At 42.8% G+C, this 24,978-nt stretch carries 20 protein-coding genes; 15 read left to right on the top strand and 5 right to left on the bottom strand.

Going from position 1 to position 24,978, the window contains the following annotated elements; translation table 11 throughout:
* The first annotated feature begins 172 nt into the window (after positions 1 to 172).
* From FDF36_RS07965 to FDF36_RS07910, 12 genes are all read left to right on the top strand, one after another.
* Complete coding sequence (locus FDF36_RS07965) at positions 173 to 1,099, top strand: diacylglycerol/lipid kinase family protein (RefSeq protein ID WP_005785352.1); 927 nt, start codon at positions 173 to 175, stop codon at positions 1,097 to 1,099.
* A gap of 15 nt (positions 1,100 to 1,114) precedes the next feature.
* On the top strand, positions 1,115 to 1,918 hold the full coding sequence (gene kdsA / locus FDF36_RS07960; RefSeq protein ID WP_220390972.1) for a 3-deoxy-8-phosphooctulonate synthase: 804 nt from the start codon (positions 1,115 to 1,117) through the stop codon (positions 1,916 to 1,918).
* Between the two features lie 148 nt (positions 1,919 to 2,066).
* Positions 2,067 to 4,886, top strand: a complete 2,820-nt coding sequence (locus FDF36_RS07955) for a M16 family metallopeptidase (protein ID WP_220390971.1) — start codon at positions 2,067 to 2,069, stop codon at positions 4,884 to 4,886.
* 158 nt (positions 4,887 to 5,044) lie between these two features.
* Complete coding sequence (locus FDF36_RS07950) at positions 5,045 to 6,526, top strand: DUF5687 family protein (RefSeq protein ID WP_220390970.1); 1,482 nt, start codon at positions 5,045 to 5,047, stop codon at positions 6,524 to 6,526.
* 30 nt (positions 6,527 to 6,556) lie between these two features.
* Positions 6,557 to 7,261, top strand: coding sequence for an ABC transporter ATP-binding protein (locus tag FDF36_RS07945; protein ID WP_005775753.1), 705 nt, complete (start codon positions 6,557 to 6,559; stop codon positions 7,259 to 7,261).
* 7 nt (positions 7,262 to 7,268) lie between these two features.
* On the top strand, positions 7,269 to 7,784 hold the full coding sequence (locus tag FDF36_RS07940; RefSeq protein ID WP_005810046.1) for a C40 family peptidase: 516 nt from the start codon (positions 7,269 to 7,271) through the stop codon (positions 7,782 to 7,784).
* Between the two features lie 46 nt (positions 7,785 to 7,830).
* Complete coding sequence (locus tag FDF36_RS07935) at positions 7,831 to 8,499, top strand: HAD family hydrolase (protein ID WP_220390969.1); 669 nt, start codon at positions 7,831 to 7,833, stop codon at positions 8,497 to 8,499.
* A gap of 802 nt (positions 8,500 to 9,301) precedes the next feature.
* Entirely contained in the window at positions 9,302 to 9,619 is a 318-nt protein-coding gene (gene rplU, locus FDF36_RS07930; protein ID WP_005775748.1) for a 50S ribosomal protein L21, read from the top strand.
* Positions 9,620 to 9,642: 23 nt separating this feature from the next.
* Complete coding sequence (gene rpmA, locus FDF36_RS07925) at positions 9,643 to 9,912, top strand: 50S ribosomal protein L27 (RefSeq protein ID WP_005775747.1); 270 nt, start codon at positions 9,643 to 9,645, stop codon at positions 9,910 to 9,912.
* 156 nt (positions 9,913 to 10,068) lie between these two features.
* A complete protein-coding gene (gene serS, locus FDF36_RS07920) occupies positions 10,069 to 11,343 on the top strand; it encodes a serine--tRNA ligase (RefSeq protein WP_005775744.1) in 1,275 nt (424 codons plus the stop codon).
* A gap of 92 nt (positions 11,344 to 11,435) precedes the next feature.
* Positions 11,436 to 12,647: a glucose/galactose MFS transporter gene (gluP, locus tag FDF36_RS07915; protein ID WP_005775743.1), complete on the top strand. Its 1,212-nt coding sequence runs from the start codon at positions 11,436 to 11,438 to the stop codon at positions 12,645 to 12,647.
* Positions 12,648 to 12,788: 141 nt separating this feature from the next.
* Positions 12,789 to 15,077, top strand: a complete 2,289-nt coding sequence (locus tag FDF36_RS07910; protein ID WP_022012386.1) for a bifunctional dihydroorotate dehydrogenase B NAD binding subunit/NADPH-dependent glutamate synthase — start codon at positions 12,789 to 12,791, stop codon at positions 15,075 to 15,077.
* Between the two features lie 183 nt (positions 15,078 to 15,260).
* Here FDF36_RS07910 and panD read toward each other — a convergent pair whose 3' ends face one another.
* Positions 15,261 to 15,614: an aspartate 1-decarboxylase gene (panD, locus tag FDF36_RS07905; RefSeq protein ID WP_005775741.1), complete on the bottom strand. Its 354-nt coding sequence runs from the start codon at positions 15,612 to 15,614 to the stop codon at positions 15,261 to 15,263.
* A 21-nt stretch (positions 15,615 to 15,635) separates the two neighbouring features.
* On the bottom strand, positions 15,636 to 16,484 hold the full coding sequence (gene panC, locus FDF36_RS07900; protein ID WP_220390968.1) for a pantoate--beta-alanine ligase: 849 nt from the start codon (positions 16,482 to 16,484) through the stop codon (positions 15,636 to 15,638).
* A 246-nt stretch (positions 16,485 to 16,730) separates the two neighbouring features.
* On the opposite strand from panC, the gene FDF36_RS07895 reads away from it, so the two are divergent.
* Both FDF36_RS07895 and bamH read left to right on the top strand, forming a co-directional pair.
* Complete coding sequence (locus tag FDF36_RS07895; RefSeq protein WP_220390967.1) at positions 16,731 to 17,555, top strand: glycogen/starch synthase; 825 nt, start codon at positions 16,731 to 16,733, stop codon at positions 17,553 to 17,555.
* A 22-nt stretch (positions 17,556 to 17,577) separates the two neighbouring features.
* Positions 17,578 to 19,095: a BamH family beta-barrel-assembly machinery protein gene (gene bamH, locus FDF36_RS07890; protein ID WP_220390966.1), complete on the top strand. Its 1,518-nt coding sequence runs from the start codon at positions 17,578 to 17,580 to the stop codon at positions 19,093 to 19,095.
* A gap of 381 nt (positions 19,096 to 19,476) precedes the next feature.
* Here bamH and FDF36_RS07885 read toward each other — a convergent pair whose 3' ends face one another.
* Genes FDF36_RS07885 through FDF36_RS07875 form a run of 3 tightly spaced genes read right to left on the bottom strand, consistent with a single transcriptional unit; the run spans position 19,477 to position 24,107 of the window.
* Positions 19,477 to 20,865, bottom strand: coding sequence for a glycoside hydrolase family 57 protein (locus tag FDF36_RS07885; RefSeq protein WP_220390965.1), 1,389 nt, complete (start codon positions 20,863 to 20,865; stop codon positions 19,477 to 19,479).
* A 12-nt stretch (positions 20,866 to 20,877) separates the two neighbouring features.
* Positions 20,878 to 22,152, bottom strand: a complete 1,275-nt coding sequence (locus FDF36_RS07880) for a glycosyltransferase family 4 protein (protein ID WP_005775735.1) — start codon at positions 22,150 to 22,152, stop codon at positions 20,878 to 20,880.
* Positions 22,153 to 22,166: 14 nt separating this feature from the next.
* Positions 22,167 to 24,107, bottom strand: a complete 1,941-nt coding sequence (locus tag FDF36_RS07875) for a glycogen debranching enzyme N-terminal domain-containing protein (RefSeq protein ID WP_220390964.1) — start codon at positions 24,105 to 24,107, stop codon at positions 22,167 to 22,169.
* A gap of 170 nt (positions 24,108 to 24,277) precedes the next feature.
* On the opposite strand from FDF36_RS07875, the gene FDF36_RS07870 reads away from it, so the two are divergent.
* Positions 24,278 to 24,949 carry a rhomboid family intramembrane serine protease gene (locus FDF36_RS07870; protein ID WP_220390963.1) on the top strand — a complete coding sequence of 224 codons (672 nt, stop codon included), beginning with the start codon at positions 24,278 to 24,280 and terminating at the stop codon, positions 24,947 to 24,949.
* Positions 24,950 to 24,978: the final 29 nt, after the last annotated feature.

The following is a 24,978-nucleotide window of genomic DNA, read 5'->3' as shown; positions in this document are numbered from 1 at the left end:
CAAGCGCGGGACCAGTTAATGAACAAAGATAAAGGTAATAAATAACCTATAATAATCGGTTAGGTTAAGCCAAGTCTCTTGTTAATATACGAATGATCGATCGTTTAACAAAAAGAACGGTCACCATACAGAGAAGTATAAATAAAAGTACGAAATAATAAATATAATATCCATGAGCGTAGAACCTGGAAAATGGGGCGTAATCTACAACCCCAAAGCAGGCACACGAAAGGTGCAGAAACGGTGGAAAGAAATAAAAGAGTACATGGACTCTAAGGGAGTATCATACGACTATGTGCAGTCCGAGGGTTTCGGATCGGTAGAACGGCTCGCCGGTATTCTGGCCAACAACGGCTATCGCACCATCGTAGTGGTGGGCGGAGACGGTGCATTGAATGATGCCATTAACGGCATTATGAGTTCGAACGCAGAGAAAAAAGAAGAGATAGCCATCGGTATCATCCCCAACGGAATAGGAAACGACTTTGCCAGATACTGGGAATTGAATCTGGAATACAAACAGGCAGTAGACTGGATTATCAATAACCGCCGGAAGAAAATAGACGTGGGTTACTGCAACTTTTACGATGGCGAAAAACACCAACGACGTTACTTCCTCAATGCAGTCAATATAGGATTAGGTGCGCGTATCGTAAAAATCACGGACCAGACCAAACGTTTCTGGGGAGTAAAGTTTCTCTCCTATCTGGCAGCTCTCTTCCTGCTGATATTCGAACGTAAGCTTTATCGTTCACATCTCAAGATTAACGACGAACACATCCGCGGGCGGATTATGACAGTCTGTGTGGGAAGTGCCACCGGATACGGACAAACCCCAAGTGCCGTACCCTATAATGGCTGGCTGGATGTATCGGTCATCTACCGTCCCGAGTTCCTGCAAATCTTGTCCGGACTGTGGATGCTTATTCAAGGACGTATATTGAACCACAAAGTGGTGAAATCCTACCGTACCCGAAAAGTAAAAGTACTACGTGCCCAGAATGCCGCTGTCGACCTTGACGGACGCTTGTTGCCACGTCATTTCCCGATTGAAATAGGAATTATACCGGAAGCAACCACATTGATTATACCCAATTGATAAAACATAAATGTTATGATAGAACAACTGAAGAATAATAAAACAGGAAATTTTTTCCTGTTAGCCGGTCCTTGCGTCATCGAAGGCGAAGAGATGGCTCTGCGAATCGCAGAAAGAATAGTGAATATCACCGATAAACTGGGCATCCCCTACGTATTCAAAGGATCGTACCGCAAAGCCAACCGCTCCCGCTTAGATTCGTTCATGGGAATTGGTGACGAAAAGGCGTTGAAAGTTCTCGAGAAAGTACACAACACTTTCGGAGTACCTACCGTAACCGACATTCACGCAGCCGATGAAGCAGCCATGGCGGCCGATTATGTAGACATCCTGCAGATACCCGCTTTCCTCTGCCGACAAACAGACCTACTGGTCGCTGCTGCCAAAACCGGAAAAACGATCAATATCAAAAAAGGACAATTCCTCTCTCCGCTTGCCATGCAATTTGCAGCAGATAAGGTGATAGAGGCCGGCAACAAGAACGTTATGCTGACTGAACGCGGGACAACTTTCGGTTATCAAGATTTGATTATTGACTATCGGGGAATACCCGAAATGCAATCTTTCGGTTATCCAGTCATTCTGGATGTCACGCACTCTTTACAGCAACCCAACCAAACAAGCGGGGTAACAGGCGGTATGCCTCAGTTAATCGAAACGGTAGCCAAAGCCGGTATTGCTGTCGGAGCCGACGGCCTCTTTATTGAAACACACGAAAATCCGGCAGTAGCCAAAAGCGATGGTGCCAATATGCTGAAGCTTGACCTATTGGAAGGATTATTGACTAAATTAGTGAAAATAAGAGAAGCGATTATGTGATTTACTTTCCGGCAATGCGACTGATAGAAAAACAGTAATAAGGTAATTCATCTCAGGAGATACTGAAAGCCCAGATTCTCAACCCGTAAAATAGGATCTATGTGCTCTATAACTTTTGTAGTGAGTGGAACTTAAAAACAGTATAACAATGAAACATTTATTCCGTGGTTTACTTTTGGTTGCAGTCATTTTATGCTGCAACTTCCAGCAGGCCTTTGCACAGCAAATGCCGTCTATCCCTATTGACAAGAATGTACGTATTGGAAAGTTGAACAATGGTCTGACCTACTACATCCGTAAGAACAATCTGCCCGCCAACCGAGCTGACTTTTACATTGCCCAGAAAGTGGGTTCTATTCAAGAAGAAGAAAATCAACGCGGATTAGCACATTTTCTGGAACACATGTGTTTCAATGGGACAACCCACTTCCCGGGTGATGCCTTGAAGCAATATCTGGAGCGTATCGGTGTTAAATTCGGGGAAAACCTGAATGCATACACTTCTATTGACGAAACGGTTTACAATATCTCCAATGTACCGGTCAACACTCCCGGAGCAGTAGATTCTTGTTTACTGATCCTCCACGACTGGAGCAATGACCTGACCCTCGATCCGAAGGAAATTGATAAAGAACGGGGTGTTATCAATGAGGAATGGCGTACCCGTATGAGTGCCATGATGCGTATGCAAGAGAAACTTCTACCGATGATGTATCCGGGCGACAAATATGCCAACAGTTTCCCCATTGGCACCATGGACGTAGTGATGAACTTCAAACCACAAACACTGAGAGACTACTATGAAAAGTGGTATCGTCCGGACCTACAGGGAATCGTCATTGTCGGTGATATCGACGTAGATGCTGTAGAAGCCAAGATCAAAACAATGTTCGCCGATATTCCGGCACAGCCGAATGCCGCCGAACGCATCTATTATCCGGTTGCCGATAATAAAGAACCGATCATCTGTATCCTGAAAGATAAGGAACAACCTCATGTACAGGTTCTTCTTTTCAATAAGCACGAAGCAATTCCTGATAATCAGAAAGGCAATGTGGACTACCTGATACAGCAATATGCCAAGGATCTGATCAGTAGTATGCTGAACGCACGTTTGAATGAATTGGCACAAACAGCCAATCCGCCCTATATCTATGCCGGAACGCAAGACGGCAACTTTTTCGTAGCCAAAACCAAGGATGCCTTTCTCGGAGTTGTAGTATGCAAAGAAGACAGTATTGATAACGGCATCGCTACCTTGTTGCGCGAAATAGAACGTGCCCGTCAGTTCGGCTTTACCGAAACGGAATACAACCGTGCCCGTGCGGAATACCTACGCCAATTGGAATCGGCCTACAACGAACGGGATAAGCAGAAAAATGATAAATATGTAAACGAATATGTCCGTCATTTCCTTGATAACGAACCAATACCGGGTATTGAAAACGAATATACTTTTATCAATCAGATAGCTCCGAATATTCCGGTGGCAGCAATCAACCAATTGATGAAAGGGCTTATTACGGACAATAATCAGGTAGTAGCTCTTTTCGCTCCTGAAAAAGATGGTCTGAAACTGCCTTCCGAAGCGACCATAAACAAACTGCTGAAAGATGCAAAAGCAGAGAAACTGACTGCTTATGTAGACAAGGTATCAGACGAACCTTTGATGGCCGAAGCTCCGAAAGGGGGGAAAATTGTTTCCGAAACGAAAGATGATATCTTTGGAACAACTACTCTGACTCTATCTAACGGAGTAAAGGTAATTATAAAAAAGACCGATTTCAAAGCAGACGAAATCCGTATGAAAGGTGTCAGTCTGGGAGGCAGTTCTTTATTCCCCGATTCGGAAATCATTAATATAAGCGGTCTGGATGCTGTCGGCGCTGGTGGCTTAGGTAACTTCAGTGCGGTAGATCTTGAGAAAGTGCTTGCCGGAAAAAAAGCATCGGTCAATTACAACATCTCACTCACGACCGAAAACGTTTCAGGAAGTTGCTCTCCCAAGGATTTTGAAACGATGATGCAGCTCACTTACCTCACATTCACCGCCCCGCGCAGAGACAACGATGCATTTGCATCTTATAAAAGTCGTAGTAAAGCAGCGTTAAAAAATCAGGAACTGAACCCGAATGTGGCATTCAACGACTCCATTCAGGCCGGTGTTTATATGAATCATCCGAGAGCCAAACGCATAAAAGCCGATATGGTGGATCAGATGGATTACAATAAGATTCTGTCTATGTATCAGGATCGTTTTAAAGATGCAAGCGACTTCACATTCATCTTTGTCGGCAATGTAGATGTAGAAAAGATGAAACCGGTCATCGCAGAATACCTGGGTGCACTCCCTGCCATCAATCGTCAGGAGACTTTCAAAGATAACAAAATAGAAGTGCGTCAGGGCATTTACAAGAACGAATTCACCAAGAAACAGGAAACGCCCAAAGCTTCGGTATTCGTTTTCTATAGCGGAGACTGCAAATATGATCTGAGAAACAACCTTCTACTCGGCATGACAAGCCAGATACTCGATCTGGTTTACACAGAAAAAGTACGTGAAGACGAGGGAGGTACCTATGGAGTATACGTAGGTGGAAGGTTACAAAAATATCCCAAAGAAAAAATATTTTTGCAGATCATCTTCGATACAGCTCCCGATAAGAAAGAGAAATTGATGAAAATCATCTTTGACGAGATAACCAACATAGCGAAAACCGGTCCGTCAGAAACCAACTTGAATAAGGTGAAAGAGTACATGCTGAAAAAGCATACCGAAGACCTGAAAGAGAATAGCTACTGGTTGGGAAGTATCGACGAATACCTATATACCGGCGTCAACCGTGTGAATGACTACGAAAAGATAGTCAACAGCATTACGGTAAATGATATCCGGAAATTCGCAGACGACCTGTTCAAACAAAAGAACGAGGTGGAAGTGACAATGGTCAGTGCGGAAAATAAATAATCAATCCTAAAAGCAAAGAGCATCAAAAATCTTTTCCACCACAGATTTCACAGATTAAAATCACAGTCATTCAAAATCCGAGAATGAAACTCAGACAATGAAAACCGGTGTAATCTGTGGTGGTTTTGCTCTCCCCCCTCCTTAAACTATAACGAACTATGCTATTCAACGAATTGCGTCGACACGGCAAACTTGCTGCCAAACGGCATCCGATGTACGAAAAGAATAAAATCGGCAAATACATTATGTATGCCTCCTTTATTTTCTGGGGTGCTTACTTTATATTTATTGGCATCGGTCTGGCAAAAGCCATCAGCACAGAAGTTCCCAATATGGAAGCCTATCATATTTTGAACAGTGGACTGATATTTGCGCTTGCCCTGGACTTTGTAATACGTTTCCCCTTCCAAAAAACTCCTACACAAGAAGTAAAACCTTACCTGCTACTTCCCGTAAAACGAAGCCGTATACTCGACTTTCTGCTTCTCCGCCACGGGCTCAGCTCTTTCAATCTTATCTGGCTGTTCCTGTTCGTGCCGTTCGCAGCACTCACAGTCTTTCCTTTTTATGGAATATCAGGAGTTCTCACTTACAGTATCGGCATTTGGTTACTGATGGTTTTCAACGGATATTGGTATCTGCTTTGCCGTACGCTGATTAACGAACATATTTGGTGGGTGTTACTTCCCATCGTTATCTACAGTGGAATTGCCATCGCTATTTTTATTCCCAAAACGGGATTTATAAGCGACTTTTTCATGAACTTAGGAGAAGGTTATATCGAAGGAAATCTACTTGCTTACCTGGGTACATTGGCAGCCACTGTTCTGATATGGTGTATCAACCGCAAAGTGATGAGCGGTTTAGTATACAACGAAATCAATAAAGTAGAAGACACAAAGGTAAAAACCGTATCCGAATACCGTTTCCTGGAACGTTACGGAGAGGTGGGCGAATACATGCGCCTGGAGTTGAAAATGCTCCTACGTAACAAACGCTGTAAGGCTTCACTCCGATCGGTAGCAATGCTCGTAATCATCTTCTCCATCATACTGAGTTTCAGCAGTACGTATGACCACATGAAGAGTTTTGTCCTGGTATACTCCTTCCTTGGATTCGGTATGGTGATTCTGATACAACTTATGGGATTTGAAGGAAACTATATCGACGGACTGATGACTCGCAAAGAATCTATCAAAAGCCTGTTGACAGCCAAATATTATATCTATAGCTTGGCGGAAATCATTCCGCTGATCCTGCTGATACCGGCTTTTGTGATGGGAAAAGCCAGCCTGCTGGGTGCTGTCGCACTAATCTTTCTGACAACAGGTCCTGTCTATTGCATCTTGTTCCAACTGGCGGTATACAACCATAAAACCGTACCACTCAATGAAAGCATCACAGGCAAACAAAGCATGAATACCGGAATGCAGATGTTAATCAGTTTCGGACTTTTCATCGTACCAACCACACTCTATGGTACGCTCCCCATGCTGCTGGGACAAACATGGGCCTACATTGTCATATTAATCATCGGATTAGGCTTCACCCTGACCTCCCCTATGTGGATAAACAATGTATATGTCCGTTTCATGCAACGCCGCTACGAAAATATGGAAGGATTCAGAGATAGTAAATAACGATTCAATATTTATCAAACAAAAAAGAATATGATTACCATACATAACCTCCGAAAAAATTTCGGTACCCAAACAGCCATCGATATCGACGGCTACACAATCAATCAAGGAGAAATGATTGGCCTGGTAGGTAACAACGGAGCCGGAAAAACAACTTTATTCCGTTTAATGTTAGATTTGCTGAAAGCCGACTCCGGAGAGGTCATTATTAATGACATCCATGTGAATCAAAGTGAAGACTGGAAAAGTTTCACCGGTGCATTTATCGATGATGGCTTTCTGATTGGCTACCTGACTCCGGAGGAGTATTTCTATTTCATCGGCAAAATGTATGGACTGAAAAAAGAGGAGGTGGATGAACGTTTGATCCCTTTCGAACGTTTTATGAACGGAGAAGTACTGGGGCAAAAGAAGTTTATCCGTAATTTTTCCGCGGGAAATAAGCAAAAAATAGGAATCATATCGGCCATGTTGCATTATCCCAAATTGATAATTTTGGATGAACCATTCAACTTTCTCGATCCGAGTTCGCAATCCGTAATCAAGCACCTGCTGAAAAAGTATAATGAAGAACATAATGCCACAGTCATCATTTCGAGCCATAATCTGAACCACACGGTAGATGTTTGTCCCCGCATCGCAGTACTTGAACACGGAATTATCATCCGTGACATTGTGAACGAGAATAATTCGGCTGAAAAAGAACTGGAAGATTACTTTAATGTAGAAGAATAAAAAACGTATGAAGAGACATCTTTTTAATCTGTTGCTCCTTACTGCTTTGGTTGTCAGCCTGAGTGCTTGCCGCACTTCTGTCCCCAGACTTGATTATAAGGCACTCGCCCGCGCCTCTGTACGCCTGGGTGTGGATATCGGAATGGAAGATAATCACAAACTTTATCTGGAGGCGGCCCAGTGGATAGGCACCCCTTACCGGGGAGGTGGGGAGACGAAACGTGGTACTGACTGTTCGGGAATGACTTGCCAGATTTATAAAAAGGTGTATCACATCAAACTGCAACGAAGTACAGACGGCCAGAAGAAAGAGAGCAGCAAAGTTGCCCGGCGGAATCTTCGGGAAGGTGATCTGGTATTTTTCAGCAGCCGGAAATCGCGCAGAAAAGTGGCCCACGTGGGCATCTATCTCAAGGATGGAAAGTTTGTTCATGCCAGCACCAGCCAAGGGGTAATTGTCAGCAGCCTCAACGAGCCCTATTACCGGACCCATTGGATATCGGGAGGCAGAGTGCGCAAATAAGCTTTATTGAAATAAAAAATCACTATCTTTGCCGAAAATTCCGCAAATGAAATACACGGTTTATTTATTCGACTTTGACTATACGTTAGCAGACTCTTCACGCGGTATCGTAACCTGCTTCAGAAGCGTACTCGAGAGACACGGCTACACCGGTGTCACCGATGATACCATAAAACGTACCATTGGGAAAACGCTTGAAGAATCATTCAGCATCCTTACAGGAATTACTGATGCCAGTCAACTGGAAGCATTCAGACAAGAGTATTCAAAAGAGGCAGATGTATATATGAATGCAAACACCATCCTTTTCCCGGATACTCTCCCCACGCTTACGTACCTGAAAAAACAAGGGGCCCGTATCGGAATCATTTCAACCAAATACCGGTTCCGGATACTGAGTTTCCTGAAAAATCACATGCCGGATGATTGGTTTGACATTATTATCGGAGGTGAAGATGTGACACATCATAAACCCGATCCTGAAGGTTTGTTACTTGCCATCGGCCGATTGAAGGCATGCCCCGAAGAAGTATTATACATCGGTGACAGTACAGTGGATGCAGGAACGGCCGCTGCTGCCGGAGTTTCTTTTGCCGGCGTTACCAGCGGTATGACCACTGCCGAAGAGTTTCAGGCTTATCCCTACGACAGAATCATCAGTTCTCTTGGTCAGCTAATTTCCGTTCCGGACGACAAAGCCGACTGTTCGCTCTGAGCAATTAACCGGATGTTATCCATTCGCCGAATAACGGTGCAAAAAGAAAGCAAACATCTGTTTTTTATAACAGAGTCCTTGTCCGTTTCCAATGCTCTGAGAGAAGAAAAAAGCCCAACGGAGGCTTAAGGGGCCGGAGAGCCGGGCTTCCGAGGTTGAAAAGCCGGGCTTTTTGCGAAAAGAAGCAGGCATTTTAGCAGAAAGAAGTAAGCATTTACCCGGAAAGAAGTAAGCATTTACCAAAAATGTCCTTGTGTTTTGAAAATATCTCCTATTGTTTTCTCCAATATCTCCTATTGTTATTCAAAATCCGGCTTGAAAGGAACACTCCATCTTCCGGTTGGCACCCGCAGGCAGAGCTTTCTGGAATGACAGAATAACCGGGATACGATCCCATCCGCAACACTTTCACCGCCGTCAAGACATTTTTTCTTTCCTCATGTATACAATCAATCAAAAATCCAAAGAAATATGTCATCAGGAAAAAACTGTAGAATGCGTTTTTTCATTTGGGCAAGCGTCCCCGTCCGAAATAAACGATTCTGAGGAGTTCCGATTATCAAAGTGACAGAATGAATAAAGTCATATTCCATTTAGTAATCAACCTTCTAACTGCCCTTGCCTGAAAGAAGAAAAAGAGTAAAATAACATACTGAACAACAAAAAAGAAAAAGAAAAACTTGTCCGAAACAAATAAAAGCAGTAATTTTGTGCCCTGATTATTCCGCACCGGGTTTGAGCAAGTGTTTTTTAAGTGATTAAAGACCACCCGACGGAGCTAACTTACATTTATTTATATAAGATGTACGCAATTGTAGAAATCAACGGTCAGCAATTTAAAGCTGAAGCTGGCCAGAAATTGTTCGTTCACCACATTCAGAATGCAGAGAATGGTGCAACTGTAGAATTTGACAAAGTTCTTTTGGTAGACAAAGACGGAAACGTTACTGTAGGTGCTCCTACTGTAGACGGTGCAAAAGTAGTTTGCCAGATTGTTTCAAGCCTGGTTAAAGGTGACAAAGTACTTGTTTTCCACAAGAAAAGAAGAAAAGGTCACAGAAAGTTGAACGGTCACCGTCAGCAGTTCACAGAGTTAACAATTACAGAAGTAGTAGCTTAATCAATTTTTAAAAGTAAGAAGAAATGGCACATAAGAAAGGTGTCGGTAGTTCTAAGAACGGCCGCGAATCACAGAGCAAAAGATTAGGCGTTAAGATATTTGGTGGCGAAGCTTGCAAAGCAGGTAACATCATCGTTCGTCAAAGAGGTACTGAATTCCACCCGGGTGAAAACATCGGTATGGGTAAGGACCACACTCTTTTCGCTTTAGTAGACGGAACTGTAAGTTTCAAAGTAGGTAGAGAAGACAGAAGATATGTTTCTATCATCCCTGCTGAAGCAACAGAAGCATAAATTTCCGGAGTTTAAAGGAAATTGTAAGAAATTGAAGAAAGAGATGCAATCGGTTGATTGCGTCTCTTTTCTTTTTTATACAAGACGTATCCTCTTATCTTATTTTTATATATCTTTGTAAACTCAAAGAAGAAAGTTCATAAATAAAGTATAGATATGCTTACCATTAAACAAATTACAGAAAACACAGATGCGGTAATCCGCGGTCTGGAAAAGAAACACTTCAAAGGGGCCAAAGAAACAATTGCCCAAGTGATTGAAGTGAATGACAAAAGACGTAATACACAAAACCAATTAGATAAAAACCTGGCAGAGGTAAATTCGCTCTCGAAAACCATCGGCCAGCTAATGAAAGAAGGAAAAAAGGAAGAAGCCGAAGCTGCGAAAACCCGTGTAGCCGAAATAAAGGAGACCAACAAAACACTACAGGCTGACATGGATCAGGCGGCCAACGACATGCTGAATCTGCTGTATACTATTCCCAATATTCCTTATGACAGCGTACCCGAGGGTGTTGGCGCCGAGGATAATGTTGTAGAAAAAATGGGAGGCATGGAAACTCAACTCCCAACAGATGCACTTCCTCACTGGGAGCTGGCTAAGAAATACGACCTGATCGATTTCGACCTGGGTGTAAAAATCACCGGTGCAGGTTTTCCGGTATACAAAGGTAAAGGTGCTCAATTGCAGCGTGCACTGATTAACTTTTTCCTGGATGAAGCACGTAAATCGGGATATACTGAAATCATGCCCCCAACGGTTGTCAATGCAGCTTCCGGTTACGGAACGGGACAACTTCCGGACAAAGAAGGACAAATGTACCACTGCGAAGTAGACGATCTTTATTTGATCCCGACAGCCGAAGTTCCGGTAACCAACATCTACCGTGACGTGATTCTGGATGAAAAACAACTTCCTATTAAAAACTGTGCTTACACACAGTGCTTCCGCCGTGAAGCCGGTTCCTACGGTAAAGATGTACGCGGCCTGAACCGTCTCCACGAATTTTCTAAAGTAGAATTGGTACGTATAGATAAGCCTGAGCACTCCCGCCAGTCACATCAGGAAATGCTGGATCACGTTGAAGGTTTGCTCCAGAAGTTAGAACTTCCTTACCGCATTCTCCGTCTTTGTGGCGGTGATATGAGTTTTACCGCCGCTCTCTGCTTTGATTTCGAAGTATACTCCGAAGCACAGAAACGCTGGCTGGAAGTCAGCTCCGTATCCAACTTCGATACTTACCAGGCTAACCGGTTGAAATGCCGTTATCGCAGCGGAGAAAAAAAGACCGAGCTTTGCCATACACTGAACGGATCAGCGCTGGCGTTACCCCGTATCGTAGCAGCCCTGCTGGAAAATCATCAGACCCCGGAGGGCATTCGGATCCCGAAAGCATTGGTTCCTTACTGCGGATTTGACATTATCGACTAAAAACAAAACAAGATAAAAGAGCAACTCCGATACAGGGGTTGCTCTTTTTTTACCTTAAAACACATTTTTACTAACCTCAAAACTCCTATTTTATGAGCTCTACTCAAAAAAACTTTGCTCTGCCGTTAGCATTTATCGGCATCATGTTCTTTGCCATCGGATTCGCATTAGGAATTAACTCCGTTCTGATTCCGGTTTTACAAGGTTCTTTAGGCATCACTTCCGCTGAATCTTATCTTATTATCGCAGCTACTTTCGTACCTTTTCTTATTTTTGGTTATCCGGCTTCGATGACTATCAAAGCTATCGGGTACAAACGTACCATGGCACTCTCATTCGCCATGTTTGCCATTGCTTTCGGTTTGTACATTCCGTCTGCCAGTCAAGAAAGTTTTGCACTTTTCCTGGTAGCATCTTTCGTTAGCGGTACGGCAAATGCATTCTTACAAGCATCTGTCAATCCGTATATCACTATCCTCGGCCCATTGGACAGTGCTGCCAAACGTATCAGTATCATGGGTATCTGTAACAAGTTAGCATGGCCGATTCCTCCATTGTTCCTGGCCTTCCTGATCGGTAAGGAAGTCAGCGACATTACCGTATCAGACTTATTTACTCCGTTTTATGTAATCATCGCCGCCTTCATCTTATTAGGAATCATTTCGCTGATGGCTCCACTGCCGGAAGTAAAAGCAGCCGGCGAAGACGACAGCGAAGGTGGTGCAGAGGCTTGTCCGTATGCAGCCGGCAAAACGTCTGTATGGCAATTCCCGCATCTGCTGTTGGGATGTCTTGCACTCTTCCTCTACGTAGGTGTAGAAACGGTTTCATTAGGTACTCTTGTTGACTACGCCAACAGCTTGCATCTGGAAAACGCAGCAGCTTATGCCTGGATTGCTCCAATCGGAATTGTAATCGGATATATCTGCGGCATCATTTTCATACCTAAATACCTCAATCAGGCTACAGCATTGAAAATCTGTTCCATTCTTGCCATTGCAGGTTCTATCCTGGTAGTATTGACTCCGGCTGATATCTCGATCTACTTCATAGCATTCATAGCATTGGGATGTTCACTGATGTGGCCTGCACTTTGGCCGCTCGCCATGGCAGACTTAGGCAAATTCACCAAGGCCGGTTCTTCTTTGTTGATAATGGCTATGGCCGGTGGTGCTGTCATTCCTACCCTGTTCGGATATATCAAAGACATAGCAGGAGCACAAAATGCTTACTGGATCTGCCTCCCCTGCTTCCTCTTTATCCTCTATTATGGAATGGCGGGGTATAAAATCAGAACAAAATAAACAAATATACTCACCTTGAGGACAAAGCCATCCCTTCAAAAGGATGGCTTTTCTTTTGTTATTTACAAATTAGCAGTATCTTTGCACACTAAGAACATTCTGATAGCAATTACGTAATAAATCCAACAAATTAATTAGATAATGAACAAAATCATTAGCAAAGAACATTTCTCGGAGAAAGTATTCAAACTTGTAATTGAAGCTCCGTTGATAGCAAAATCACGCAAGGCTGGTCATTTCGTGATTGTGCGTGTCGGTGAAAAGGGAGAACGTATGCCACTGACCATTGCAGCCGCCGACCCGAAGGCAGGAACCATCACACTGGTTGTTCAGGAGGTAGGGCTCTCTTCTACCCGCCTTTGCGAACTAAACGAAGGAGACTATATCACTGACGTAGTAGGCCCGCTGGGACAGGCTACGCACATTGAAAACTTCGGAACCGTTGTATGTGCCGGAGGAGGTGTGGGAGTTGCTCCGATGCTACCGATCGTACAAGCGCTTAAAGCAGCCGGCAACCGTGTGATCACTGTATTGGCCGGACGCAGCAAAGAACTGATTATTCTTGAAAAAGAGATGCGCGAAAGTTCGGATGAAGTGATCATTATGACCGATGACGGATCATATGGTCGTAAAGGTCTGGTTACAGAAGGAGTAGAGGAAGTGATCAAGCGGGAGAAAGTGGACAAATGTTTTGCTATCGGCCCGGCTATCATGATGAAATTTGTTTGTTTGCTGACGAAAAAATACGAAATTCCGACCGAAGTATCGTTGAACACAATTATGGTGGACGGTACCGGAATGTGTGGTGCTTGCCGAATCACCATCGGAGGAAAAACCAAATTCGTATGTGTAGACGGTCCGGAGTTTGACGGTCATCAGGTGGATTTCGACGAAATGTTGAAACGCATGGGCGCTTTTAAAGCCATTGAACGCGAAGAACTGCACAAACTCGACGAATGTGAAGCAACTAAAACCATAGACGAAAACGGACGTACCGCTCCTTGGCGCGAAGAACTCCGTAAAGCAATAAAAGCGAAAGACCGTGCAAACATCGAACGCTGCAAAATGAATGAACTTGATCCGGAGTATCGTTCACACAGCCGCAAAGAGGAAGTTAACCAGGGATTAACTAAAGAACAGGCAGTCACAGAAGCACAACGTTGTCTGGATTGTGCCAATCCAGGTTGTATGACCGGTTGTCCGGTAGGTATCGATATTCCCCGTTTCATCAAAAACATCGAACGTGGAGAAATTCTTGAAGCGGCTAAGACACTGAAAGAAACCAGTGCCCTGCCTGCCGTATGTGGCCGTGTATGTCCACAAGAAAAACAATGTGAGTCAAAGTGTATCCATTTGAAAATGGGTAAAGAAGCTGTAGCCATCGGTCATCTCGAACGGTTTGCCGCCGACTACGAACGCGAAAGCGGACAAATCTCTGTTCCGGAAATTGGTGAGAAGAACGGTATCAAAGTAGCTGTCATCGGCTCAGGTCCTGCCGGACTGTCATTTGCCGGGGATATGGCCAAATACGGATATGATGTAACTGTATTCGAAGCGCTGCACGAAATCGGCGGTGTACTTAAATACGGTATTCCTGAATTCCGTCTGCCCAACAAGATTGTAGACGTTGAAATTGAGAATCTTGCCAAAATGGGGGTTACTTTCATCAAGGATTGCATCGTAGGAAAAACAATCGGTGTGGAACAATTGGAGGAAGAAGGCTTCAAAGGCATTTTTGTGGCTTCCGGTGCCGGACTCCCTAACTTCATGAATATACCGGGAGAAAATTCTATCAATATTATGTCTTCCAACGAATATCTGACTCGCGTAAACCTGATGGATGCGGCCAGTCCCGATTCCGATACTCCGGTAGCTTTCGGTAAAAACGTTGCTGTAATTGGAGGTGGCAACACCGCTATGGACTCTGTCCGTACAGCCAAACGCCTGGGAGCGGAACGTGCCATGATTATCTACCGTCGTTCGGAAGAAGAAATGCCGGCACGTCTGGAAGAGGTGAAGCATGCTAAAGAAGAAGGGATAGAATTCCTGACCCTGCACAACCCGATCGAATATCTGGCTGATGAGCAAGGACGTGTGAAACAAGTGGTTTTACAGAAAATGGAACTGGGCGAACCGGATGCTTCAGGGCGACGCAGTCCGGTACCCATTCAAGGAGCGACAGAAACCATCGATATCGATCTTGCCATTGTCAGTGTAGGCGTGTCACCCAATCCCATTGTTCCCAGCTCTATCAAAGGTCTGGAATTGGGACGTAAAGGTACGATTACCGTTAATGACCAGATGCAATCGTCTATCCCTACCATTTATGCAGGAGGAGACATTGTACGAGGAGGGGCTACCGTAATCCTTGCCATGGGAGACGGACGCCGTGCTGCAGCAGCGATGAACGAACAGTTAAGCTCTAAATAAAGAATCGGAAATCTGCGTTGGTAAGTAATCTACGGTTCGTGATCTCACAACCAATTGCTTACCGACCACAAATAGACTCTTTGGGCAGAAAGTAGCATCAACACGGATCTACCCAATAAAAAAATCCCTGCTAATATTCTGATATTAGCAGGGATTTTTTATATTCTTCGGTTGAATGGTTTCTTACTTCACCACACTGTTTGTAGTTGGATCCGGAAAAATCACCGTTGGTTTAAATGTCTTTGCTTCCTCAAAATCCATCAACGCATACGACATAATAATCACAATGTCGTCCGGTTGTACTTTCCGGGCAGCAGCACCATTTAAGCAGATTTTACCTGATCCGCGTTCACCTTTGATAATGTAGGTCTCAAAACGCTCACCGTTATTATTATCAGCGATGTATACTTTCTCACCGGCAATCATATTGGCTGCATCCAGCAAATCCTCATCAATCGTGATACTACCCATATAATTCAGATTGGCTTCCGTAACACGGGCACAATGAATTTTCGACTTCAACACTTCAATCATCATAAGGACTTCGTCTTTTTTAGTTTAAGATTCTTTGTATTTAATATTATCAATTAGTCTGACATCTCCACAGAATACTGTAATACAGCCTACTGCATAGGATGTTTGGTCCCAATTCCCAACCTTCTGCAAAGTGTTTCCATCTACTATCTCAAAATATTCCAGGCGTAATCCCGGTGCGGCAACAATAGCATCTTCCACAAACTTTTGCGTTTCGCTCACTGTGTGAGTGGCAGCAAAGGTACGACTTTTAAATAAGGTCTGAGATATTTTTAATGCATTTTCACGTTCTTCTGCCGACAGCCGCGCATTCCGGCTGCTCAAAGCCAGCCCGTCCTCTTCACGGACAATGGGACAACCTACAATTTCAAGATCGAACTGCATCTGGCGAACCATCTCACGGATGATAGCCAATTGCTGAAAATCTTTTTCACCAAAATATGCGCGATGTGGCTTCACTGCTTCAAACAGTTTACTTACGATCTGGCATACCCCGTTAAAGTGTCCCGGACGGAAAGCACCCTCCATCACAGTATCCAGAGGAGCATAACTGAATTGGCGGGTATCCGGTTCCGGATACATTTCTTCCACCGAAGGAGCAAAAGCATATGTCGCTCCGCAATCCTCGAGCAATTTACAATCGGCATCCAGTGTGCGAGGATACTTAACAAGGTCATTTTTATCATTAAACTGGGTAGGATTCACAAAAACACTTACCACCGTTACTTCATTCTCGTTTACACTACGCTTTACAAGAGATGCGTGCCCTGCATGCAAAGCACCCATAGTAGGTACCAACCCCACCTTTTTACCCTGGGCTTTCAAAACCGAAAGTTCAGCCTGCAAGTCCTTGATCGTATGTATTACTTTCATTTTAATTGGTTTATGATTCTTAGTCGTTTGAAAAACGGTGCAAAATAAACCATAATTTACCATATAAAGAAGAAATATCGTAAATTAATGCAAAAGAAGTCGAAGGAGAGTTCTAAGCAACAGGATAGTTTATCACTGAAAAACAAGCACTTAACAATTCATAAGGAATTATACCGGTTGAGAACTTGCTTTAATGCCCGTTTTTTTTTATATCTTTGCAGAATATTTACGAGAACGATTGTTATTATGACAAAGGCTAACAAGGTTTTATTTATTACACAAGAGATTACTCCTTACGTTTCAGAATCCGAGATGGCCAATATAGGCAGACATCTACCACAAGCTATCCAGGAAAAAGGCAGAGAAATCAGAACATTCATGCCCAAATGGGGAAATATCAACGAACGCAGAAATCAATTGCACGAAGTGATACGACTCTCCGGTATGAACCTGATTATCGATGACACCGACCATCCTCTTATCATCAAAGTAGCTTCCATCCAGTCAGCACGTATGCAGGTTTATTTTATCGACAACGATGATTACTTCCAGAACCGGCTACAAACAGCAGACGAAAACGGAGTAGAATACGATGATAACGACAGCCGGGCTATTTTTTATGCAAGAGGAGTGTTGGAAACGGTAAAGAAACTGCGTTGGTGTCCGGATGTGATTCACTGTCACGGCTGGATGACTGCTCTGGCTCCTTTATATATCAAAAAAGCGTATAAAGACGAACCTTCGTTCCGCGATGCAAAAGTAGTATTCTCCGTATATGAAGATGATTTCAAAGGTACATTCAACAATGACTTTGCAAGCAAACTGATGCTAAAGGGTATTAATAAAAAAGATGTAGCTACCCTAAAAGATCCGGTAGATTATGCTACACTTTGCAAATTAGCTGTCGATTACTCAGACGGAGTAGTACAGAATAGTGAACATGTAAATGAAGAGGTCATGAACTATGCTCGTCAATCGGGTAAATTGGTTCTTGACTATCAAGCTCCCGACACTCTTGCAGATGCTTGCAACAGTTTCTACGATCAGGTGTGGGAAGCTGAACAAAAATAATAAGAACCAAGATACGACGATCATGAAAGCAAAATATGTATGGGTAGCACTGCTTGCCTTGACTTTCTTCGGATGCGATGACAATACAGGTACTCTCGGACTGGGAATGCTTCCGGAAAGCGACCAAAATATCAACGGAAGATACACCACTTACGAAGTAAGTACAAATTCTATTTTATCAGGTCCTGTTTATGCAAAAACCAGCGTAGGATATGTCGGTAAATTCACCGATAAGGAATTCGGAGCTTATGAAGCCAGTTTCCTCGCACAGTTGAATAGTCCGAGCGGAATTTCCTTTCCTTCGGTTTACGATCCGGAAAAAAATCCCAAAGGTGTAATGGCCGGAGACTCTATTCACACCGCTGAATTGATTTTATACTATAAAAGTTATTTTGGGGATTCTATAAGCCCGTGTCGAATGACTGTATATAAACTCAATGCTCCTTTACCCCAGTTACCTCAGACTTATTATACAAACATTAAACCGGAACTGTATTATTCTTCCGATAGCCTATTGGCTCAAAAAGCCTACACAGCCGTTGACCAATCACTAAGTGATTCCATCAGAAACTCAGATAACTTTTATCCTAATGTTCGTTTAACTTCTAAAGAAATCACAAAGTTAGGTAAGCGAATTTATCGCTTAAATAGAGATCATCCTGAATATTTCAAAAGTTCGGAAGCATTTATCGAGAATGTATTCAAAGGTATTTACGCTAAAAATGACTATGGTAACGGAACGATTCTTTATGTTGACCAAATCAACTTGAATGTCGTGATTCGATGCCACGAAAAAGACAGCTTAGGGAATAATCTGAAGAAAAAAAATGGCACCGACTCTCTGTACTACACAACCCGTACTTTTGCTACAACTAAGGAAGTTATTCAAGCTAATAGTTTCAATACTTCTCAAGAAGAATTACAAGGGTTTATTGACAAGCATCCAGAATGTACTTATCTGAAATCTCCGGCCGGCATCTTCACACAAGCTACATTGCCGATAGATGATATTTATAAAGAATTAAGTAATGACACCATCAATGCTGTGAAGTTGACTTTCAATAGCTACAACCAACCAGACAATGGACAATTTAGCATGAAAGCACCTACATATGTATTACTCTTACGTGAGAAAGAACGGCAAAGTTTCTTCGAAGAGAACAAACTAACAGATAATATCACTTCTTATCTGGCCGTACACAATGCTATTATTTCCAATAAGCCTACAACCAATCAGTATGTGTTTACCAACTTGACTCGCCTGATTAATACATGTGTCAACGAAAAGCAGGAAGCCAAGAAAAAAGCTGGGTCCAGCTGGAATGAAACAGCTTGGGAAGCAAAAAATCCGGATTGGAACAAAGTAGTACTCATTCCGGTACTTGTACAGTATGACAGTTCTTCCAACAAGAACATGATCAGTATTCAACACGATTTACAACCGGGATATGTAAAACTGGAAGGTGGGCCTGGCATAAATAATGATGGCACAAAACTGAAGTTAGAAGTAACATACACCAACTTCAACGGTAAACAGTAACCAAACATTTTCAGTATATAAAACAATTAAGACGGTGTAAATGATTCTTCATTTACACCGTCTTAATTGTTTTATAAGTCTTATTCTTCTTATGTTTCATGTAAAGAATAAAAGATGTAGCAAATTAAAGCAGAAACACCTTTCTCTCCATAAAAAAGTAAGGGTGTCCCCAAAGTCAGCTCCTTACTTTTCAATTTACTATTTATAAATCTACAAAGCAATACCATTTAATAAACTTGGACTATTACTCTTCTTATCAAGAGATAAGGGTCATTTCACGTCTTTTACTTTTAAACTGTAAAATAACAGTAAGAGGCCATCCAATATTTTTGGACAGCCCCCTTTCCACTAGTTTGCACTAAAGCATGTTCTTGAACTATATTAATCCTCTTTCTTTGCAGCTGTCTTCTTCGTAGCAGGTTTCTTTGCTGCTGCCTTTTTAGAAGCAGTAACTTTGGGTTCCGCTTTTGCTTTGGTAGCTTTTGCTGCCTTTGCTTCCAGTTTATCAACCTCCTTATGCAACTCGGCAATTTCTTCTCCCTGATTCTTGATCGTTGTCAACAATGAATTCAACTCTTCATTGTCAATATCTTCAGGATAGAGAGAATTTACACGCTTAATGAAGTCACCCAAAATATTCATATAGTTGGTAAACGCATCATAAGGAGAATCATAAATACCCCGATTCAGCCCTACGCCGGTATTCTTGGTAGTCATAAAGTGGAAGTTATTGCTGGCCTGCAGATAATCCCAGTCTTGCTTGATACGACGATCATCACAGAGATGTACGCGCTCGGCTACACTATATAGCTTATTGAATGCTTCACGCTGCAGGACATTGCCCAACCAACTGCTGGTATCTCTTTCTTCGTCTACCCATGACATCGGATAGGGTACGTCCAATTGAGAGACTGATTTCAATTTTGAAATAATCTCCGACGGAGTAGAAAAAGTGATTCCTTTTTCTTTCGCACAATACGGAAGAGCTTTCAGGAACTCCAAGATATTGGATGATAACGGCTGAGCCATCCCCAGTGCCTTCAGTTCCATAAAGATATTGATTACTTGTTCTTCTTGTGGCAAAGCATCGATCCAACCCATATATTTATCAGCGAATAACGGATACTCACTCCAATCGGAATTAGAGAAACGCAGACCGATATCATCGGACAACTTAAAGTCTCTCAACAATAACTTCAGGCTGGGAGCCTGATTGCAATGGTATACATAATGCGGACTCTTCCAACCCAATATGTGTTTAGCGCCTTCAGTCAACATACCTTTGAAACCCATGCTTGCTACCGTAGCTCCTATTTCATCCGAATAGATCAGACTGGAGTTGCGGAATACTTTCGGTGCTTTACCAAACATCTGTTTCATCTTGTCGCTCTGGCGCATCACTTCTTCACGGAAACAGTCTTCATTGGCCAATGATGACAAGCCGTGAGAATATGGCTCGGCCAAAAATTCGCAGCAGCCTGTATCGTTTAATACATGCAACAAGTCAATTACAGCAGGTGCATGAATTTCGAGTTGTTCCAATGCTACTCCCGAAATAGAAAGAGCCACTTTAAAGCCCCCCCCGGAGTTCTTCACCATTTCAATCAATGCATTGAGAGCCGGAATATAAGAACGTTCGGCAACCTCATTAATACCTGTCTCATTGGCATAATCATCATAATAGTAATGATCGGCACCAATGTCGAAGAAGCGGTAACGTTTCAGATGAATAATTTGATGTATCTCAAAATAAAGACAGATTGTTCTCATATCTATATTGTTTTATTGTTTTCCATAATTTTTTATAACCTCATCGTAGATGCCGCGAACTTTATAGCCTACATTCTCCCACTTAATTTCATCCACCTCTTTCTTACCTTCATCACGGAGATACTCGTACATAGCCGGATAGGTACAGATAGAATAGATAGCATCCGCCATAGCATGTATATCCCAATAATCGGTCTTAATACACTTTTCCAGAATCTCGGCACAACCGGACTGTTTGGAAATGATGCTTGGGACACTACACTGCATAGCCTCTAACGGAGAGATACCAAAAGGTTCGGATACCGAAGGCATAATGTATACATCACTGGCTTTTAGTACCTCGTATACTTGTTTTCCTTTCATAAATCCCGGGAAGTGGAAACGGTCCGCAATCCCCCTTTCAGCAGCCAGACGAATCATCTGATCCATCATATCACCGCTACCGGCCATCACAAAACGTACATTCCGCGTACGCTTCAACACCATTGCAGCTGCCTCCACAAAATATTCCGGTCCTTTCTGCATCGTAATACGTCCCAGAAAAGTAACAACCTTTTCTTTAGGATTTTTATTGGGTACAATATCCTGTATTTCTTGTGATAAAGGAGAGACTGCATTGTGTACTGTCGACACTTTCTTCGGATCCTGGAAGTATTTATGAATCACTGTCTGACGAGTCAGTTCACTTACACACATAATATGATCGGCATGATCCATACCATTTTTTTCAATGGCATATACAGTTGGATTCACATTACCACGGCTACGGTCGAAATCGGTAGCATGTACATGAATCACCAATGGTTTACCCGATACTTGTTTTGCATGTATTCCTGCCGGATAAGTCAACCAGTCATGTGAGTGGATGATTTCAAACTCCTGCTGCCGTGCTATGACTCCTGCCACAATCGAGTAATTATTGATTTCTTCATGCAGGTTATCCGGATAACGCCCAGAGAATTCAATACATCCCAGATCGTTTGCATTCAGATAATTGAAATCAGCATAAATATGATCGCGCAGGTCAAAATATAACTGGGGATCCATGTACGAACCGACACGCCCTTTCACATAATCCCAATCTACATTCCTCCACACAATCGGTGTGCTATTCATACCGATTATTCTCAGGAAACTTTGGTCTTCATCCCCCCAAGGTTTGGGAATACAGAACGTAATCTCCATATCCTCTTGTTGAGACATCCCTTTCGTCAAACCATAGCTGGCAGTTCCTAAACCTCCTAAGATATGCGGGGGGAACTCCCATCCAAACATTAAAACTTTCATCTTCGTCCCTCCTCCTATAAATTATATTTAGACAACAGCTTCAAGATACGCAAAATCTCTGCCACATTCATTGCAAACGATACCGCTCCTCTACCTTTAAAAGGAGGGTTTCCATCAAACAATTCAGGCAATGAACCAACGCAATGGCTGGTCATCTCGTCTTCAAGGCCGATTAACTGGCGTTCTACAAACGAGATACCGCTCATCTTATAGATTCGCAGATAAGCCTCCATGTAGAATCCCATCAACCACGGCCAAGCCGTACCTTGATGATAAGCATAGTCTCTCTGGATCTGAGGACCCACATAATTCGGATTATATCCGCCGCTCTTCGGACTCAATGTTCGGAGTCCCTTCGGAGTAAGTAATTCCTTCGTCACAATATCGAGTACTTGCTTCTTTTGCACCCGGTCAAGAGGAGAATAATCGAAGGCAACCGTAAATATCATGTTGGGACGTACGCTCCAATCCATCATATTTCCGTCTACATAATCCAACAGATAACCATATTCATTGCGGAATACTTCCACAAATGATTTTCCGGTTACTTCAGCCTGTGCATCCAGCGAATCGGCCAACAATCCGTTACCACCCTCGCGAACTAAATCGGCAATAAATCGCAAAGCATTATACCACAAAGCATTTATCTCTACAATATAACCCGTGCGTGGAATAACCGGACGTCCGTTAACCGTGGAGTTCATCCATGTGATCGCCCTATCTGCACCATTGGCATAAAGTAACCCGTTTTCGTGCAGGAACAAATTATCATGTTTACGCTGACGAATAAAATCAATGATTTCTTCTAACAAAGAACCATATTTGGCACGACATTGTTCACGACTCGTCTCCTTTGCATACTGCTGCAAGGCCCATACAGCCCACAACAATACATCCGGATCATCCATCTCGTATATCTTACAGCCAATCGGTTCGCTTTTAATATAGTTACCAATCGCTTTACGGGCTGTCTCCATCACATCTTCAAATTCATCTGTCTCGTCCACGGCAAGCGTCAATCCCGGCAAGGCCACGAACATATCGCGGGCACGGCATTTAAACCAGGGATATCCGGCCAGAATATAATGATCTTCTTCCTGCTTATTATGGAATTGATGGGCAGAATTCTTCAGGCAGTGATAGAAGCTATCCCGCGGCGTACGGTCGGCCACTTCCGCATCAAAAGTTTGCTTTAGCCGACGTGGAGAAATTTCTGAAATACCGGCAGAGAAAATAATGCTCTCTCCTTTCTTTATATCAACTTCGAAATATCCGGGAACATAAAGGTCTTCATTGAAGTCATATCCTCTCTCTTGTTCTTTCGGATATTCAATTCCTCTATACCAGTTCGGATCAAAGTGGAATTCATTCTTCTTATTCAATTGCATGAATAATTCCGGATATCCGGGATACATACAAGTTTTAATACCGTTCTCTACCAATTGATAGTCACGGCTCGCCTGCGAATTCTCGTGTGTATATTCGCGTACACTACGGAAAGCGAGGAACGGGCGGAAGCGAAGAGTAGTAGCAGAGTGTGCATCGACCAAGGTGTAACGGATCAGAATCCGGTTCTCATGATGTACAAAGATTTTTTCTTTACGAAGTATGACTCCTCCCACACGGTAAGTTGTTGCCGGAATATGTTCGCAGTCAAACTCACGGATATACTTATGTCCATTCGGACTAAAGTGATTTCCTTGATACTTATGCAATCCCAGGTTAAACTCCGCACCGTGTTGAATTACCGTTTCATCCAGAGAAGACAGCAGCACATGATTTTCATCGTCCAGATTGGGTACGGGAATCACCAGCAATCCATGATATTTGCGTGTGTTACAATCTACAATCGTTGTACAATGATAAGCTCCTGATTTATTCGTCCGGAGAATCTCCCTTGGTAAAGATTCCTCAAGATTTATCATCAGAGTCTTGTCAAAATGTAAATAACTCATAGTTGTGCATTATTTAAAGGTTAATTATTTCGGTTATCATAGTATATAATATAAGTATGATGCCCAAAAATACGAATTAAAGGTAAAAAACAAAATAAAAAGGGAGTTTATTTTTTATTTTCAAGGCAAATATTCGTAGCATTGTATAAAATTTAAAGAAATATGCCAATATGAAGCCAGATGTTCGACGAATCCTGATAGCAATGGTGCTTCCTCTGTTCCTAATTTTTATCCTTTATACAATAAAAGTTTTAGAGGTAGGCATGGGCTGGGACTTTACCAGATTAGGAGTATATCCATTGTCAAAAAAAGGGATGTTTGGTATTTTCGCGCATCCTCTTATACACAGTGGCTTCAGGCATTTACTTACCAACACTTTACCGTTATTCTTCCTTTCATGGTGTCTTTTTTACTTTTATAGGAGCATTGCACCTCTGATTTTTTTTATCATCTGGATAGGATGCGGAACCATCACATTCCTTATCGGCAAGCCCGGATGGCATATCGGAGCCAGTGGCATTATTTACGGCTTGGCTTTTTTTCTTTTCTTTAGCGGGCTCTTACGAAAATATGTTCCCCTGATTGCCATCTCTCTCTTAGTAACCTTCCTCTATGGAGGCTTAGTATGGAATATGCTTCCTTATTTCACACCATCGGGTACTTCGTGGGAGGGACATCTGAGTGGAGCTGTCACCGGTACCATCTGTGCCTTTGCTTTTATGAACTATGGTCCACAAAAGCCTGAGCCATTCGCAAATGAAGAGGAAGAGGAGGATGCTAATGAAGCAAATGAAACCGATGACGACGAAACGGAAAAAGAGCCTGAGTGTGAAAAAGAATAGTTTTTCATCCCAGTTTCTACAATAGTTAA

Source organism: Bacteroides fragilis (genome assembly GCF_019583405.1).
GTDB classification, from domain to species: domain Bacteria; phylum Bacteroidota; class Bacteroidia; order Bacteroidales; family Bacteroidaceae; genus Bacteroides; species Bacteroides fragilis_B.
The sequence above is the reverse complement of the archived record's forward strand: the minus strand, read 5'-3'. Positions and strand labels throughout refer to the sequence as shown.